The sequence below is a fragment of the Methanobacterium bryantii genome, assembly GCF_002287175.1.
GTDB lineage: Archaea > Methanobacteriota > Methanobacteria > Methanobacteriales > Methanobacteriaceae > Methanobacterium_D > Methanobacterium_D bryantii.
Genome location: NZ_LMVM01000037.1, coordinates 12,420 through 29,238, shown reverse-complemented (window position 1 = coordinate 29,238; position 16,819 = coordinate 12,420). Strand labels below are relative to the sequence as shown.

16 protein-coding genes are annotated in these 16,819 nt (G+C 33.6%); 7 read left to right on the top strand and 9 right to left on the bottom strand.

The window, feature by feature from the left end; genetic code table 11:
* The first annotated feature begins 774 nt into the window (after positions 1-774).
* Positions 775-3,066, top strand: coding sequence for a pseudomurein-binding repeat-containing protein (locus ASJ80_RS12125; RefSeq protein WP_069583896.1), 2,292 nt, complete (start codon positions 775-777; stop codon positions 3,064-3,066).
* Between the two features lie 84 nt (positions 3,067-3,150).
* On the opposite strand, the gene ASJ80_RS12120 is transcribed toward ASJ80_RS12125, so the two are convergent.
* Positions 3,151-4,743, bottom strand: coding sequence for an MFS transporter (locus tag ASJ80_RS12120; protein WP_245837572.1), 1,593 nt, complete (start codon positions 4,741-4,743; stop codon positions 3,151-3,153).
* A 267-nt stretch (positions 4,744-5,010) separates the two neighbouring features.
* Between ASJ80_RS12120 and ASJ80_RS12115 the strand changes: the two genes are divergently transcribed.
* The gene (locus ASJ80_RS12115) at positions 5,011-5,214 is read left to right on the top strand and encodes a hypothetical protein (RefSeq protein WP_069583898.1); all 204 of its coding nucleotides are present in this window, start codon (positions 5,011-5,013) and stop codon (positions 5,212-5,214) included.
* 127 nt (positions 5,215-5,341) lie between these two features.
* Here ASJ80_RS12115 and ASJ80_RS12110 read toward each other — a convergent pair whose 3' ends face one another.
* On the bottom strand, positions 5,342-5,683 hold the full coding sequence (locus ASJ80_RS12110; protein ID WP_069583899.1) for a hypothetical protein: 342 nt from the start codon (positions 5,681-5,683) through the stop codon (positions 5,342-5,344).
* Between the two features lie 169 nt (positions 5,684-5,852).
* On the opposite strand from ASJ80_RS12110, the gene ASJ80_RS12105 reads away from it, so the two are divergent.
* Positions 5,853-7,043: a M24 family metallopeptidase gene (locus ASJ80_RS12105; RefSeq protein ID WP_069583900.1), complete on the top strand. Its 1,191-nt coding sequence runs from the start codon at positions 5,853-5,855 to the stop codon at positions 7,041-7,043.
* A 77-nt stretch (positions 7,044-7,120) separates the two neighbouring features.
* Here the strand turns inward: ASJ80_RS12105 and ASJ80_RS12100 are convergent, their stop codons facing one another.
* The 3 genes from ASJ80_RS12100 to ASJ80_RS12090 form a co-directional block, all read right to left on the bottom strand.
* On the bottom strand, positions 7,121-7,495 hold the full coding sequence (locus ASJ80_RS12100; protein WP_069583901.1) for a hypothetical protein: 375 nt from the start codon (positions 7,493-7,495) through the stop codon (positions 7,121-7,123).
* A 22-nt stretch (positions 7,496-7,517) separates the two neighbouring features.
* Positions 7,518-7,676, bottom strand: coding sequence for a rubredoxin (locus ASJ80_RS12095; protein WP_069583902.1), 159 nt, complete (start codon positions 7,674-7,676; stop codon positions 7,518-7,520).
* A gap of 244 nt (positions 7,677-7,920) precedes the next feature.
* Positions 7,921-8,367 (bottom strand): hypothetical protein, encoded by a 447-nt coding sequence (locus ASJ80_RS12090; RefSeq protein WP_069583903.1) that lies wholly within the window; start codon positions 8,365-8,367, stop codon positions 7,921-7,923.
* 621 nt (positions 8,368-8,988) lie between these two features.
* On the opposite strand from ASJ80_RS12090, the gene ASJ80_RS12085 reads away from it, so the two are divergent.
* Positions 8,989-9,696 (top strand): S24/S26 family peptidase, encoded by a 708-nt coding sequence (locus ASJ80_RS12085; protein WP_069583904.1) that lies wholly within the window; start codon positions 8,989-8,991, stop codon positions 9,694-9,696.
* 128 nt (positions 9,697-9,824) lie between these two features.
* Here ASJ80_RS12085 and ASJ80_RS12080 read toward each other — a convergent pair whose 3' ends face one another.
* Positions 9,825-10,130 carry a hypothetical protein gene (locus ASJ80_RS12080; protein ID WP_069583905.1) on the bottom strand — a complete coding sequence of 102 codons (306 nt, stop codon included), beginning with the start codon at positions 10,128-10,130 and terminating at the stop codon, positions 9,825-9,827.
* Positions 10,131-10,171: 41 nt separating this feature from the next.
* Positions 10,172-10,537 carry a hypothetical protein gene (locus tag ASJ80_RS12075; RefSeq protein ID WP_069583906.1) on the bottom strand — a complete coding sequence of 122 codons (366 nt, stop codon included), beginning with the start codon at positions 10,535-10,537 and terminating at the stop codon, positions 10,172-10,174.
* 519 nt (positions 10,538-11,056) lie between these two features.
* Between ASJ80_RS12075 and ASJ80_RS12070 the strand changes: the two genes are divergently transcribed.
* From ASJ80_RS12070 to ASJ80_RS12060, 3 genes are all read left to right on the top strand, one after another.
* On the top strand, positions 11,057-11,533 hold the full coding sequence (locus ASJ80_RS12070) for a MarR family winged helix-turn-helix transcriptional regulator (protein ID WP_069583907.1): 477 nt from the start codon (positions 11,057-11,059) through the stop codon (positions 11,531-11,533).
* Between the two features lie 2 nt (positions 11,534-11,535).
* Positions 11,536-12,996 (top strand): MATE family efflux transporter, encoded by a 1,461-nt coding sequence (locus tag ASJ80_RS12065; protein WP_083240961.1) that lies wholly within the window; start codon positions 11,536-11,538, stop codon positions 12,994-12,996.
* A gap of 368 nt (positions 12,997-13,364) precedes the next feature.
* Positions 13,365-14,210 carry a transglutaminase-like domain-containing protein gene (locus ASJ80_RS12060; protein ID WP_069583908.1) on the top strand — a complete coding sequence of 282 codons (846 nt, stop codon included), beginning with the start codon at positions 13,365-13,367 and terminating at the stop codon, positions 14,208-14,210.
* Positions 14,211-14,427: 217 nt separating this feature from the next.
* On the opposite strand, the gene ASJ80_RS12055 is transcribed toward ASJ80_RS12060, so the two are convergent.
* Both ASJ80_RS12055 and ASJ80_RS12050 read right to left on the bottom strand, forming a co-directional pair.
* A complete protein-coding gene (locus ASJ80_RS12055) occupies positions 14,428-15,576 on the bottom strand; it encodes an AAA family ATPase (RefSeq protein WP_069583909.1) in 1,149 nt (382 codons plus the stop codon).
* 510 nt (positions 15,577-16,086) lie between these two features.
* The gene (locus ASJ80_RS12050; protein WP_069583910.1) at positions 16,087-16,572 is read right to left on the bottom strand and encodes a hypothetical protein; all 486 of its coding nucleotides are present in this window, start codon (positions 16,570-16,572) and stop codon (positions 16,087-16,089) included.
* Between the last annotated feature and the right edge of the window lie 247 nt (positions 16,573-16,819).

Below are 16,819 nucleotides of genomic sequence, written 5' to 3'. Positions count from 1 at the left end.
CAACTGAATCTAGAGCATATGCCCAATTAGGACATAATATAAATATTAACTGGATGCTGGAGTTCTTAATCAAACTAAAACCATCTTATTAAGATTAAGGATTTCATATACTTGCGTGTATCCTAATTTTAAATCATGTATTTTGAATATTATTTGACTCCTCCGCCATATCGATGTAAATTGGTATTCCAAACTTAATATGGAATTTGTAATAGTGGCTCATAATAACATTATGTAATATTAGGAATGATTCTAATATAAAAGATTTTCTGTCAGATATAAACTTAAAAACGCATTAAGAAGACCAGTATTCCAAACTACCAACATAATAGTACAACTACCACAACCTGCAAATTAATAATAAAAACTGCCCCCTGAGCAGTGAATCTGAAAGGCAGCACAAAAATTAATTTAAACATCTTGATTTGAAAATTATTACTTTCAAACAGATAAATGAAATAAATTAACGTCCATCACGAACTTGGAGCAATTTACAGTTAATAAAAATGATGGATTAAACCAGGACTGCATAGCCCATATAAAGATGCCCTGAAAAAATAATTTTTCATCTTAAATAATTTAATAAAATTTTATAAAAATTGCAGTACAAAAAAGATTAATATTTCACTAATTCCCAGTTTTAATTCGCTTTTATACCTCTTTAAATTCAAAAAAACGTATAATAATTATGTTTTCATGAAAAAATTAAATCAAAAAAAATATATGCTCAAAAAGACCATAATCACGTGTCAATAACTCCAAACTGGTGTTAATATGACATCTGAAAAAATGGGAGGCAGTATAATGAAGCGACTTTCGTTGCTTTTAGTGCTCATTATTACATGCGGAGCACTCTTTAATGTAAATACCATATACGCCACCACAGAAAATTCACAGATACCACCTAACTGCGATGACACAAACCTTGTTCTTAACAACACAACAGATGCACAATCTAACGTGACGATTCAAAATACAACAGGATCTACACAAAAAAATGTAACAGAACCTGTTAATAACACTACAGTAACAAACCAATCAATGACTCAAAATCCAACAAGTTCCAGCCAAAACAGCGGATTAACTCTTAAAAGCTTTAGCGTGACAAGCGTCAAAAATTCTACAGACACCACAGGAGCTAAATATAAAAATATTAGCGCAATTTGGCTAAACGCTGAATACGCAGCTAATTTAAATATAACTAAAATTAAAAACACCGGAATTACAGATATATTCGTTAAATGTAATATTTATTCCAGCACTTACCAGAACACCCTGAAAAATATTGTATCCATGTTCAAAAACAGTGGAGTACGGATAAATGCATGGGTAACATGCTTTTTAGATGCAAACAGTAAATGGATCAACCCTGCAGGGACAACTTACACATACACTGTAAAAGTGACCAAAAAAGTTCCAGTAAAGACTCATTATAAATACTGGTACAAATCATGGTACAAATACAGGGGGCACTGGTACTACAAATGGAAATATGTCTGGAAAACCAAAACAACGTATAAAAATGTCACAACCACCCAAAAGAAAACAGGCTTAAATACCACTTATAATACCAAGGTTCTAAATGCCACCACTAACATGGTTAAAAACTGTGGAATAGATGGTATCAACCTTGATTACTTACGTTATCCCGGAACAGCTTACAAGTACACGAACAGCTCGCAGATCATTACCTCTTTCGTTAAGAGTATTTACAATTCAGTAAAATCAATTAATTCATCAGTAGCAGTTTCAGCAGATTTAATGCCTGAGGGGAAAATGAATGCATATTACTATGGACAGAATTACACTCAACTTGCAAAATATCTTGATTTCATGGTTCCACTGGTTTATAAAGGTAATTTCGGATACAACAGTTCAACAGGCACCAGCAGCGGCGGTAAAAATGGTACCAGCTGGATAGGTAGTTCGATAGCATATATAGTCAGTCAGTCCAATGGAACTCCAGTTGTAGCTGGCCTTCAAGCTTACCGTTCAGCAAACAACCAAACTGCAATACCTGTAAATGAATTGCAAAACGATATAAACTCAGCTGTAAAAAATGGCGCATCTGGATATGCATTATTCAGATACGGTAAGATAACAGAGGCTTTCTTCAAAAATTCAGCTCCAATTACCTTCACTTCAGAGCAGATTCAAAATGCTGCAGCAAGTCTCAGAGCATATATAGAGACTAACAGCAAACTTCCAGCCTATGTGACAATTGGTACAACCCAAGTTTCGATTGAAGATCTATTGAACTTGATGGTTACAAACGTCCTACAGCTAAACAATGGAAGTAAAACGCATTTAACATTTAAAAACATAAGTTCACCAGATAATCCAACAGGTGACCTTGTAACAGGGTCAATAACAAAAACAGAATATCTAAACATCGCACAGAGAATTAAATCATTTATAGATGCAAACAACGCCGCACCAAACTATGCATCAAGTTCCCTTGGAAATATTCAGTATGAATCACTTGTTTACATGTACTCGAAGATACTGGATTTCTACAGTATCACCAGTGGACTACCAAATTATGTTGATGTAAAGGCATGGACAGCCCTTACTCCAGTTATAGAAGCAAGACCCGTGTATATAACCAGTGATAACATCATAAACACAGTAACTGATACTAACCGGATAAATACAATCATCAATGCTTTAGAAGCATTAGGATTAACTGCAGTAAACTGGGGATTAGGTCCAAACAGCCATTACAGCGTGCTTCAAAATAGTACCGTCCCTGCAAATGCACTAATAGTAGACATATACGGAGGAGCATGTGCAGGTACCATATATGAAATGGGACAGAATTATTATAAAGTATTAGTCGGAGCTAAAAAAGTATTCAGTGTCTGGTTGGCACCATACGCTACAGATATAACTAATTTAGCATGGCTGCCCAGGTCAAAAGACGATGATTTTGACCCCCCAAGCTTTACAGGGTTAGCAAATCCAGATCAGTATCTATTGAATAATGGATATGAGTACATCTATTCCGGAGATTTAAGTGCCATAATAAACCGAATATACCAGGAAGCAACAGAACCTATTGAGTAAATTAATTGGACATAAAAAAATTGTGCCAGTTTATTTACTTTTCCTATCTTTTTAAATTTCAAAAAATAATTTAAGATCATATTGCTACTTTTCAACCTTTTCTTTTTCTATAATATCCGGCGGCGGTTTGATGAATAAAGACAATAACAGCCCAATAAACAGCATGACAGCAGAGGCTAAAATTGCAGCCTGCATCCCACGACTATCAGAATTAAATGTAAGGGCAAAAAGTTTAGGGTCATCCATAATAGTCGACATATCTGGACTTAAAGTTTTTCCCACCCATGAATAAATATCATGATTTAAAGCCTGCTGATTTTGATATACTGAATATTCAACTGGAAGTGTAGCTGCAACATTAAAGTACAATGCCATAAAGAAAATTAATCCAATAGCAACAGTTCCAATTGAAGATCCAACATTTATGAAAGTGTTATGTATTCCTGAAGCCTCTCCAAGCTGTTTATCATCCACACTGGAAAGAATAATATTGGTAATATTAGGAGTAGCTAATCCTAAGCCCATTCCCAGTATAAATAAGCTCGGAATAAGATCCATCATATCCAAACTTGCAGGATACATAAATGAATAATATAACATCAAAATAGCAATGATAGACAAAGCAAACCCTATAATAACAAGATAATGGGCTTTGATACGTTTTGTAAGTTTACCAATACTTATTGCAAATATTGCACTCCCAATAGAAGTAGGTAACAAAATTAAACCTGTTACCAGAGCATTGACCCCCCACCTTGTCTGTACATATACAGGTATGATGTAAAACAATCCAGCTAAAATTAAGGCCAGGATTAATCTGGATAAGTTACCAAATGTAAATGAACGGTTTTTTAAGATACGCACGTCTATAAATGGTTTTTTACCCTGTTTAATTAACTTTCTTTGATAATAAAAGAAGATCACTATGAATAGAATACCGATCAGGACCATTGACATTGCAAATGCAAACCCGATGGGATTTATAATGGTCCCATAGTGGTTAACCCACGTAGCAGGATTGTTCAACTGCAGTACACCTACTATAAATAATAAAATCCCTGATGAAACAAGAAAAGCTCCTCTAAGATTTAAATCGGACCATTTCAATGTTATTTCAGACTCTGCAATGTCATAGGACAAGACAAGTATAGCAACTACCAGTATAGTTTCTAATGCAAATCCCCATCTCCAAGAATAGAATGTTGTAAGGTAACCTCCTAGTAGTGGCCCTATTGCTGTCGCAGCTATATATAATGTAGATGAAAATCCCAGTGCAAAAGCTCGTTTAGACCCAGCGTAATGAGCTGTGATTATGGACGATGTTGCCGGCAGCATTAAAGCCGCACCAAAACCTTCTATTATAGACCAGCCCACCAGCAGCATAAGTGCATTTGTACTTACGGCTGCAATTAATGCCCCCACACCATAGATAATAGCTCCAACTACAAAAGTCTTCTTTCTACCGATAACATCCTGCAATTTACCTCCAAATAGCACAAAGCAGCCCATTACAAGAGCATAAATAGCTATTATAGACTGTATATTGGCAAGAGTTGTATTCAGATCTTTTACAAGATATGTCATTGCCACGTTCATAAATGTAGCATCTAAACCTATGATAAACAATGCTAAAGAAACAAAAATTAAAATTGACCACCCATAATTCGACTTGTTCAATATAAACGCCTGCCCAAAATACTCATTTATATTTATGGTAATTTTCCCGTTATTTAAATATAACTAATTAAATATCTCATATTTTTAATAATACAACATGAATTTATGATATTTGCCAAAAAATGGTAATGAATTGGAATAGATTTGGATATGATTCGGGAAAAACTATTTTTAAGCTTTTTTAGAAAATATAACTGAAACAATGAGTTAAAATACAGAATAACCAAAAAAAATTTGATAATTAATTTAAGACAAGAGGTGAATAATTTGAAAGTAGAATGGAAAAATGAGGATTTAAAAAGTGAATTAATAATGAACACACTTGAGTATCTGGGTAGGAACCAGAATGTTTCCATTAAAGACCTGGCAAATTATACAGGACAGGAATATATTTTAATAGCCTTTTTAATGCAGGATTTAGAAAATAAAGGCATTATTAAATCAGAAAAAATTTTTAACCTAAATAAATAAGTTGAATTTAGCAAGATGTTTCAAATAAGAAATTAAATTTTAAATTATATAAAAAGTTATTTTTTTAAATATTAAAAAATTAATTTTATCTTGAAAAATTAGTTAATAAATGAATATACTGTTTTAGTTATTTGAATAATAGTACTTTAAGCTCGCTCAAGTTATCCCTGATAAACTGTTCTGCCTTTGGATCTGCAAGTATTTTTAACTGTTCATGTCCTTTTTCAGAGTAAGCTCTGGCCAGTAATCCCTGAAGCTCTGGAACCTGCATTTCAATGACTTTTTTAATCTTCCCAATTTCTTCATCACTTAACTGATCTTTATAGTTTTCTATCTGAGATCTAAACTTTTTCACCACATTCATGTTCCTAGAAACAGCCATTTTTAATATTACAACTGGAACTTTGGTAAATAAGTCCACTACACCCATAACATCTTCTTCAGTTATATTTCTTTCCTGAGACTCCATTTAAGACCCCTTTTATAAATATTAAATATTGAATTACTTGATAATTTTAAACTGGATCTATTAGAACTTTTCCAATATATTTTATTATGGATTAAAGCTATACATTTGATATAATCTTATTAAAGAGTATCACTTAATATACATAAATAGAACAATAAAGGAGCAGAATATGAATAAAGTACCTTCAACTGAACTGGAAGACCGCATGACACGTTTTAAAGCACAGATGGATATATCCAACCCCGAATGGGAAATAGCCGCAGTTTTCAGTAAAATAAATCAATATTATTTTACAGGAACTATGCAGGATGGAATGCTGCTTATTCCAAGAGATGGTGAAGCCACATTCTGGGTACGGCGTAGCTTTGAAAGAGCGACTTATGAATCATTATTTCCACAGATAAAATCCATGAAAAGTTTTCGAGATGCTGCAAAAAGTGTAGATAAACTTCCAGACACAGTTTACCTTGAAACTGAAACAGTTCCATTGGCATTATATGGTCGGTTTCAAAAGCATTTTCCTTTTAAGGATGTTAAACCTGCAGATACCAGTATTGCTGCAGTAAGAGCGGTTAAAAGTGAATATGAACTGGGGTTAATGAGAAAAGCAGGTGAAATCCACCAGCGCGTGCTGGAGGATATAGTTCCAGAGATGCTGGTTGAGGGAATGAGCGAAGCAGATCTTGCAGCAGAGCTGTTTAAAATCATGGTAAATGAAGGATATCAAGGAATAACTCGTTTTGGCATGTTTGATACAGAGATGGTACTCGGCCATATTGGTTTTGGTGAAAGTTCGATTTACCCATCTTATTTTGATGGGGCCAGTGGAAATTACGGGATGGGTCCAGCAGTGCCTCTTCTTGGAAGCCGTGAGCGGAAGCTGAAGAAGGGAGATCTGGTATATATTGATATTGGATCAGGAGTAGAAGGCTACAATACAGATAAAACCATGACATACATGTTCGGCAGTTCTCTTCCCCAGTACGCCATAGATATCCACAACAAATGTGTAGATATACAAAATGAAATATCAGGAATGCTAAAACCTGGAGCAATTCCATCACAAATTTATAACCACATAATGAACAGTTTAGACGATGATTTTCTACAGAATTTCATGGGATTTGGTAACCGCAAAGTCAAGTTTTTAGGCCATGGAATTGGTTTACTAATCGATGAACTGCCAGTAATAGCAGAAAGATTTGATAGTCCCATTCAAGAAGGAATGGCCTTTGCAGTAGAACCCAAAAATGGAATTAAAGATATTGGAATGGTAGGGATTGAAAACACATTTATAGTAACTGCTGCAGGCGGTAAAAGCATCACTGGAAATAACCCTGGCTTAATTCCAGTATTTTAATTTAAAATTCATATAAAATTAGGCCCCGTCCTTATTTTTATTATTTAAAAAGTTAAAAAAAATTTTTATTTATAAAATCAATCAGTACGCCGGTAATAGTGCCTCAAAGTCTCTGCAACCCTTTCTTCATCAAAATTTTCCTCACCCAAACAGCAGGAAGTTGATGATCCATCCAGGCAAAAGTAAAGCGTAGGAGTCCCTGTTTCCAGATCGTTTTCTGCATAAATAGGGCAGTTTCTACATAAACATTCTTCTTTCCGGTTCAGGTCATTGCAATGTTCTATTCCCGAGGCACAGTGCAGTGCAGGAAACTCTTTAGGTTCAATCAGTGAAGAACCCAGCGCCCCTTCCTGAAGAAGTATCGCTTTATCATGTACACACTGACTTTTTTGTACTTTACACTCAAGACAGCGGCATTTTTCAATATTTTCCGTATTAAATTCGATTTCCATATTACCCACCAAAAATTTCAAATCATTCTAAAGGCTTAAACAGGAATTTTCCGGCTCGACATTTAGGGCATTTCCACCCTTTAGGTAAATCCTCAAACGGTGTACCCGGCGCAATATTAGAACGTTCATCTCCCCTATCAGGATCGTATATGTAACCACAAACAATACATTGATATTTCATGGATTAACCTCCCTGTGCTTTTATCCTCAAACCTATGATTTTGTAGGCTCCAAACACTTTGTGTTTGATGATATTTTGTTTTTCATTCCATAAATTTTTAGCTATATCTTAAAAGAGTTATATTCATTTGAAATACGGCAGATACTATTTTAAAATCAATGATAATAAACTAATTAATCCCTAAAAAACATTTCAAAAATAGGTAAAAAACTAATTAAAAACAAAATGAGGGAAAATTTCCCCATTACTTACTGTTAATTATTTCATTAACAGCTTTGCTGATTTCTTTATTCTGCATTAAAATATTAGCTGCAGTTTGGATATTTCTATCCTGCATTAACTTATTAATTTCATCTTGAACGTCTTTATTTTGTATTAAGCTGTGTATCTGAGATCTAACATTCTTGTTCTGCAGGATATCAACAATTAAATTCTGAATATCACTATTTTTAACTACATAAGTTATCTGCAGGTTATCCTGCATGAAATCTGCTTTTAACTTATTGATATCATTAGATATATCTGGACTTGCATTTTGAATCTGTGCAAACGTGTTTTTAATTTCACTGTACACATTAGAATTCATATTCTGGATTTGATGCTTTATTGTGGCGTTACTTGAGTCAGCCGCGTACACTGGAACTGATCCAATAATTACTGCCAGAAGACAAATCGTTACGATTTTGTTCATTGAGTATCACCCCGTGCTTTAGATGTAACTTGAAATCATTGACCCATTATATGCCATTATAAAAATAATTTTCCATATTTACAACATTTATAACCATGCTTATTAAACCAGCTAAATACAAATTTAATGTGCAAAAAATCTTTTTTAAGCATTAAAAAGGCTATAAAAACCAATATGGACATCATACTAAACTAAGTTAAAAATTTTTAAGTTCTCCACACTATAACCAATTATAACACTATTAAACCATAATAAACCTATTTGCATATAATAAAAACTTAAAATAGAACTATAAACAAGCATAATTATATAATACTAACTTAATTTTGCAAAATAAATATAGAATCATCCTGATTTAATTTATATTAGCTGTGAAGTTAGTAAAAATTAAGCCATATAATTTTTACACTTAAAAAGAATTTAAAATTAGATTTTATATACAATTCCCAATAAAATGCCCTTAATATGAGAAACACAACATGTCTTATTCTAGCACTTACTAACTCCAATTTTAATTTAGATCAAAACATATAAATAAAAAGATTAAAAGATTTTTTTGTTCCAGCACATTGTGAATTAATAATTCATGCTTTTTAACAATTATCAACCGGTGGTGAAGGATTGAAATCAAAAACAGCGATAATAATAGGGGCAATTATATTAATTATAGCTGCAGCTTCAGCAGCTACTTTTTTATCTGGACAATCGACCGATACCACCATAAATTCATCAAACCAGCAGCAATCAGCACCTATAGTAGAACCGAATGAAATAGGCATAACTGTAAAAACTGACGGGAAAAACGTGACAGTTCAGGCAACATCGGTTCCTGCAGACGTCCAGGTGCCATCTAAAATGATTACAGAAATGAAAAATAAAGCATACAATGACATTCAAAGCTATTCCAGTACTTCCAGCAGCTTAAAATCAGACATGCAAACTATTGCAAAGAAATATAATTTTACGGCAAATATTACCCTAACTTCACAATTTGGAACTAACCAACTGCCATTTTTAGCAATTGTAAGTGGAACTTCTATGATTCCAACTTTAAAAGATGGGCAGGAAGTTACAGCTCTCAAAACAAAAAATATCAAAGTAGGAGATATAGTAATATCAAGACACTCTACCTACGGCCTTATAGTAAAAAGAGTGGCCACCATAGAAAACGGTAAAGTTTATTTGAAAAGTGACAACAGGGAAATATCCAATTACATCAAAGAAACAACACTTTCTGATGGAGTAGTAGAAATTTCAAACATTACAAAGACACCACTTGATACATGGCGCTCCATACGTGACATAGTGGGAGTAGTGAAAGATTACTAAATTTAAATTAAAATAAATAAGACTGATTATCAAAATCAGTCATTAAAGTTTTTCTATTTTATATCCCAATATCAATAGTAGACTTAATCAACAGTCAAACACATCGTGTTTGGAGTGCCAAAATCAATTTATATTTCTATATCTATTGCTGATTTGGGTAACCAGACCTCTTCGTTGCCCACTTTCATCAATATTGCTTTTTTAGTTTCTTTTTTAATTATACCAACAACTTCGCTGGACAATCCTTTATTGGTGGCAAGCCACTCAGGCAGCTTAACAACCGCTGTTTCCCCCTCTTCTTCAGGTTTTAGCTGGCCACTTTGAATTTCCCTTGCGACATATAGATCTTTAAGGTCTATTTTGATAGTTTCCCCTTTTTTAATATCCTTTAATGCAACTATTGTCCCATCTTTTTTTAAAAATGCATCTGACAAAAAATCACCTGTAGTATTTTTAAATGTTCTTGATTTGAATTCTATTTCCCATCAACACGAGCAGGAGGCTCTTTATCAATATCAAGGGAAGAAACATTACCCCATTCTCTAATCCTTTCACATATCAATTCTTCAAACTGTTTAGGGCTTAATCCTAGCTCTTTTGCACGATCTCGTATAGCTTTAGGTTCATGGGCCTTGTGTTTTATGTAATAAGCAGCAAATCTTGAAACATATTTTTCAAGCTTTTCTTCACTTGAAGCTTCTATTATTTCGGCCGTATCATCAGAAAGCATGTTTAGATCCTTAAGTGGAATTCTTAAGGGCATAAATTTAATTACAATATCTCCAGTATGTTTATCAAAGATTATACTGTCTATACCTGCTTTTAATCCTTTTAAAACCATAATACCACCCGTTTAATTAGTTTAAAAAATAAATTAAAATTTTAATATTAATAAAGTTAAATATGTTTCTATTGTATTTAATACTATTGATTTAAAATTAAGCCCAATTTAGCTTTATTTTTATATATACCCCCAAATAAAGAATAAAAATCTAAAATAAACTTATAAATTAATTATAAAAGGATACTAGTTGTTTTAATCCTTTATTTTTTTGACAGTTAATAGGCAGATTTGTAAGGTAAAATCCATTAAAATAAAGCCATTTTTGTTGCACCTGCAATTGTTGCATGAACAACATATTTATATACCATGAAAACAGAATAGGATATGCAAATGTTAATAATAAATCTTTTTTTATTTATATTTAAAAGACTTTAAAACTATTATTAATGATATTACAGTTTTTTATAACTATTTATAGAGGATACATACTCTTAAAATCTGTAAACACGATTTAGTAGATATATAGATTTTTAGAGCTAATTTAAACTCAAATTAAGTATTGAGGTGAATTTTACATTGCATCACACTAAAAAACTACTAGAAAACACTCCCGAAGATATTCCGCTCGGAGTATTCATATCCATAATACACAGGACCCGCATCATACATTTAAACAACAAAATGAAAGATTTAGAACTTACTGCAGGTCAGGTACCGTTCCTCATTCAGTTATCACACAAAGAAGGCATAACACAAGACAATCTCGCAGTTCATTTACACATCGACAAGGGAACAGTTGCCCGCGCTTTAAAAAAGCTGGAAGACAATGGATTTATATACCGCGAAATAAACCCGCAAAACCGTCGGAAATATCTTCTTTTTTTAACTGAAAAGGGAAGACAAATAGTACCTAAAATTCATCAAATTGATAATGAATGGGAAAAATCAGTCTGCTTCGACTTATCAAATACAGAATACTCCCACCTAGTTAAGACATTACAAACGCTGGCTACAAAAAGCCTTGAAAAAGTACATAAAAATGGTGAAAAATAAAAATGAACTTAAATAAATCTCAAAAAGATGATAACATAAATAAACGTATCTCTTTAATTACTGGAAATCCAAAAAAAGCAATCCGCAGCCTGGCAATGCCCATGATAATATCCATGTTACTTATGATGGCATACAACCTGGCCGACAGTATATGGGTTGCAGGGCTTGGCTCAAATGCACTTGCTGCATTAGGTTTCATCACGCCTGTGTTCATGATCATTGTAGGTATAGGTAATGGTCTGGGGGCAGGTGCAACATCATTAATTGCAAGATGCATAGGTGCAGAGAATAAAAAAGGTGCTGATAATGCAGCCATACACTCTTTAATCATGACAATTATAGCTGCCGCTGTTTTAACCATAGCCATACTGATCTCTCTTCCAGAAATTCTTACAGTTATGGGCGCTGGTGAATCCCTTGGCCTTGCAGTTCAGTACGGCCAAATAGTATTTGGAGGGCTAATATTTTTAATCCTTTCAAGTGTTGCTTCAGGTATCCTGAGGGCCGAAGGAGATGTTAAAAGAGCAACATATGCAATGGCTGCAACCGCAATCTTGAATATAATTTTAGACCCAATATTCATTTATTCCCTTGGAATGGGGGTTGCAGGGGCTGCATGGGCAACAGTAATATCTTCAAGTCTCTCTTCGGGGCTGATAATTTACTGGCTTGTCCTGAAACGTGACACTTATGTATCTTTATCCATGAAGGACTTCAAAACAAACTTCAAGGTTATAAAGGATATTTTAGGGGTTGGAATGCCTGCAAGTGCTGAGTTCCTCATAATGTCCATTCTCGGTATAATTTTAAACATCATACTGGTCACAACTGGAGGAACGGACGCAGTCGCAGTATATACTGCAGGCTGGAGAGTAGTGAACATTGCCATGATTCCAGCCATAGGGATAGGTACTGCAGCAATAACAGTTGCTGGTGCTGCATATGGGGCTAAAAAATATGGAAATGTTTCTACTGCACTTAATTACTCTGTAAAATTAGGTATTTCCATTGCAGCAGTTACCAGCATCATTACATATATATTTGCACCAAATATTTCAGGTATCTTTGCATATTCATCCCAAAGTGCATTCCTTGCACCATCAATAGCCTCTTTCCTCCAAGTAATGTGTTTGTTCTACATCGTAGTCCCCCTCGGGATTACCGCCAGCTCAATATTCCAGGCCATGGGAAAAGGGACAACTTCATTAATCCTGACCATAATTAGAGAAGTCGCATTTATTTCTGTATTTGCGTACTTATTTGCTTTCGTCCTTGGTATTGGATCACAGGGCGTATGGTGGGGAATTGTAGTTGGAGGAGCATGCGGATGTATATTGGCATATATATGGGCACGTACATATGTCAACAGGCTCAAAAGGAACTACAACGGGAAAAAATCCACAGATAGAAAATTTAAACTGGACGCCAAAACAAAAACACCCCATGTCCCGCAAAAGGATTAACTAATCCTTTCTTTTTTAATTTTTTGAAAATGCCCATTAAATCATTCAATTTCTAAATTTTTTATTTTCTTCAGTATATCGATGCAGTTGTTTTAGTATAAATAACAATTAGAATATATTAACTACCTCATTTACCCGCTAAAATAATTTAAAATAAAATGACTATTTTTAGATGACATCTATTTTTATCAAATTTTTATATCTTCTTTTAAGTTAGAAATCAATTTTCTAACTCCAATATACTCCTAAAAATTGATAATTCATTTTTTATACTATAATAATGTATTAATATTATTTAATAATATATTACTTAGTGAACAGAGTAATTTTTATCTAAGCAGTATTTTCCAGCAGTATAAAGTGGTATTATGAGAAGAAAAAAGGAATTATATGTAATTTTTACATTTTTAATATCATTACCTCTAGTTTTTGGAAGCATACCCCATAATTTTGGGGAATTATCAAATATACATCCCGACATATGGAATAACAGCTGCAATAACAGTACAGGACAAGGAAATTTTACATTAGAGTCAAATAACTCAACTAACCAGACCATAACTCCAGTTAACCAGACTATAATAAATGATACCCCCTCAAATCAAAGTATCGAGGACATACTCTTTGACAGTATATCATTAAATCTAATTAAAACAGAACTAAATCCATACGTTATAGATGAAGCTGCTGGAGATTCAACAGGCATAAATAAGACTTTAAATCAAACGGGAGAATTACCTCCAATTAAAACGAAGGTATCACTTGCAAAATGCCTTAAACCAACGTCCAATGCCCAGTCAAATGATCCCCGTATCAAGGCCCTGGCAGCAAAGATAACAAAAGGCGCGACCACCAAATATGAAAAGGCAGTTCGGATATTTAACTGGGTAAGAGACAACCTGGACTATTCATTTTATTATAATACAAAATATGGTGCTGTAAAAACCCTTAAAAATAAGGAAGGAAATTGTGTTGACCTTTCTCACCTTTTAGTGGCTCTTTCAAGGGCGGCAGGGATTCCTGCACGCTATGTACATGTTACTGCCAAATTTGCAAGTGGGCATGTATGCGGACATGTTTTTGTCCAGGCCTACATCAATGGCAAATGGTACAATATGGATGCAAGCAACAATATAAATGAGTTTAACGTCATCAATAACTGGTATAAAGTTACAGCAGCAATAAAAGGTATTTATACAAGTTTGCCTTTTTAAAAGTGTGTTTTTGATCAACTTTACAAAATCGAAGATTTTGTAAGCCCGAAAAATCTCCGATTTTTCGACGGCCTTTTTTCTAAAAAGCCCTCGAACATTTCATGTTCGGGGCCCCAAAAATTCTATGAATTTTTGAGGGGTTGAATGGAGTTTATAAAAGATTACCTTTTTAAAGTGTTCAATTTGACACCTTTAAGTAGCCCTAAATAAATCCAACTTAATATGTTCCATTTTCACTGTACGGTTTTAAAGCCCTTAAATATTCTTTAAATATTTTATCCCTAAGGTGGTACTTGCCCCTCTCCTTTTTTATTATGAGATTTTTGTCCAGCATTGTTTTTAACCAGAATGAAGGTTCAGATTTTAAATTTAATCCTTTTTTAATTTCTTTATATGATAAAACCTCTTTATCACTTTCTGCCATTAATCCAAGGATCCTTCTTTCTTCATGAGTTGCCTTTTCATACATGCCCCTAAATTCTCTTTGAGCCAGCAAATTCAACGACCTTTTAAATGAAAGTTTAAACTCGCTAGTTCTAACTATACCATTTACAGCACCTGCAAAACAGTTGTAAGCTATAACCTGCATGTAATAAGGAATTCCTTCCGATAATTCATATATCAAATCTATAACGTCCTCCTCGAATTTTATGCCCTCATTTTCAGCAGGTATAACAACAGCTTCCTTTAATTCTTCTTTAGATAATAGTTTAAGTTCATACGGCTCAAATATTCTCACAGCAGAATCCAGATGGTCCTGTATCTGCGAAAATATGTCATGGGCCCCTGTTGCAACAAACATTATGTTCATACCCTGGATGTTGAGTTCCACCAGAGCATTCTGCAGTATACTTAAAACTCTACTTGGACCATTATCTGAAATTATTCTCTGCAGATCATCGAATAAAAGAATTAAGACAGGGTTTTCTCCTTTTAATTCCAGGTAAATTGTTTTTAATATTTTTTCAAGGGCCACAGATGGACTTGTGGCTGGTATTTCCCTAGATACAGTAAATCCTCCTGCAAGGGGGATATTAACTCCAAGTGAAGTTATATTGTCCCAAAAGTGTCCTTCACTGATTTTAAGTGCATCCGCACACTTATCAATAATTAAACTGTAAATATCATTGAAGTTTCCCTCAACAAGAGGAATACGTACTGTATATACCCCTTCCACATTATTTAACTGCTCCTCAAACTTAATTAATAAACAGGTTTTTCCAATACCTTTAGGGCCGTAAATAAGTATATGTCCTGCAGCTCCGGCCCGTGTAGATTCATAAATTTCCCTTAACTCGTTAAGTTCATCCTTTCTACCTGTAAAATAAGAAGGGAAAATACCTGTTCTCTTTCTAAATGGATTCATGCCTTTCACCATATCTTCCCAATGTAAAAAATCATAGAAATAACCTATGATCCCTATGTTTTCTATGTTTGAAAATCGTAGATTTTCAACCGTGAAAAAATCAAAGATTTTTCACATGTTTGTGAAAACCTCTGGTTTTTGTAACCGTGAAAATTTCCAATTTTTTACAATGAAAATCAAAGATTTTCACATTTTAATGCCAAAACTATTAAATTCTTCCATATATCCCCCGCTCAAAAAGATAAGCCAGATCTAACCATTTTATAATATTAGAATCACTACAATACTTTCTAACTAGCATCGGCCAGTGTTTTTTACATCAAACAACCCTCAAATTAACCCTTTAGAAATAAAACATATAATTAGCCATATTTTCAGTTTCAAAAGGTCAGCAGCATAATATATCCTTATATTTAAAGGGTTAAGTGATTTAAGCAAGAGCATGTGAAAAGTAATAATCGTTTACTGTCTAATAAATCAAAAAATAAAATTAAAAAAATAAGTTTCAGATTAAGTTATGGTTGAAACAATGCTTTTTACGGCCTTATCTATATGCTGCCGAAACCTTGACTGTTTACTTGAATCCCAGCCAGTATAAGCCCATGCTAGCACATAATAATATTTATCATTTTTAGAGAAGAAATAATAATCCTGAATATCCCCCGAATTACCATCAGTGGTCCAGAATGTCTCAACATTTATTCCATCCATTGTCTTGTTGTGTGTTTTCACCATGAAAGTTGTATTATCGATATGTAATGCCTGATCATGCTTAGCATCAAATTTCTGCTTGCTCATCTCTATTACCCGAATACGTGGATCACCATCCATCCAGATCACGGTACCCTCTCCAGGCATCCAGTGCAATTCCCACCCCTCAGGTATTGAAAAGTTAATATTGTTTCCCGATTGTTTTTCCTGCTGTGTGTTACTGGTACAGCCAAAGGTAGATGTCACTACCAGAAGAATTCCTAAAACTAGAGCCCATTTTTTCATTTAACTCAAATTATATTATATTAATACCAAAATATATTATTTATGATATTAAAAAAATTAGATTTGTGCAGTAACCATCTCTTCATATAACTACTCAAAAAAACGATTAAAAAAAAGCATTAAATTTATTTAAATGAACAAAATGAAGACAAATTCAACTAATATGATTTAAAAATCGTAAAATAAAAAAAATAGTATTTAAAACACTATTTAAATTTAAAGCTTTTGAGCCCAAAAAAGCTCCATT